The organism is Enterobacter sp. CFEC122, from assembly GCF_052983755.1.
Genome location: NZ_JBRIQR010000127.1, coordinates 1 through 917, shown reverse-complemented (window position 1 = coordinate 917; position 917 = coordinate 1). Strand labels below are relative to the sequence as shown.

Here is a 917-nt window from a genome sequence, read left to right as displayed (position 1 = left end):
GCGGCGTACTTCGCAAAGCTGTCCGACTGAGGTACGCCTTTATCCGTGACAACACCTGTTGCTGGCCTGTTCGCCTGCTCTGTCGGGTGCTGGATGTTCATCCCAGTGGTTTTTACGCCTGGCTTCAGCAGCCGCATTCACAACGCCATCAGGCAGACCTAAGACTGACAGGACAGATTAAACAGTTCTGGCTGGAATCGGGATGCGTCTATGGTTATCGCAAAATCCATCTGGATCTGCGGGACAGCGGGCAACAGTGCGGAGTGAACAGAGTCTGGCGACTGATGAAACGTGTCGGGATAAAGGCTCAGGTTGGATACCGGAGCCCGCGGGCACGTAAAGGAGAAGCCAGTATCGTGTCGCCCAACAGGCTCCAGCGACAGTTCAATCCGGATGCTCCGGATGAGCGTTGGGTAACGGACATAACCTACATCAGGACCCACGAAGGCTGGCTGTATCTTGCCGTGGTTGTTGATCTGTTCTCACGCAAAATTATCGGCTGGTCCATGCAATCCCGGATGACAAAGGACATTGTCCTGAACGCACTGCTGATGGCTGTATGGCGGCGTAATCCCCAAAAACAGGTGCTGGTTCATTCGGATCAGGGCAGTCAATACACAAGCCATGAGTGGCAGTCGTTCCTGAAATCACACGGCCTGGAGGGCAGCATGAGCCGTCGCGGTAACTGCCATGATAATGCGGTTGCAGAAAGCTTTTTCCAGTTGTTGAAACGCGAACGGATAAAGAAAAAGCTCTACGGAACGCGGGAAGAAGCCCGCAGCGATATTTTTGATTACATCGAAATGTTTTATAACAGTAAGCGTCGGCATGGTTCTAGCGATCAGATGTCACCGACAGAATATGAAAACCAGTATTATCAACGGCTCGGAAGTGTCTAGATTATCCGTGGCGATTCA

The 917-nt window shown here is 52.1% G+C and carries 1 protein-coding gene; it reads left to right on the top strand.

Features of this window, described 5'->3' with window-relative positions; all coding sequences use genetic code 11:
* Nucleotides 1-899: IS3 family transposase (locus ACVCAM_RS26440; RefSeq protein ID WP_447093752.1), on the top strand; the 899-nt coding region annotated here is incomplete at its 5' end.
* Nucleotides 900-917: the final 18 nt, after the last annotated feature.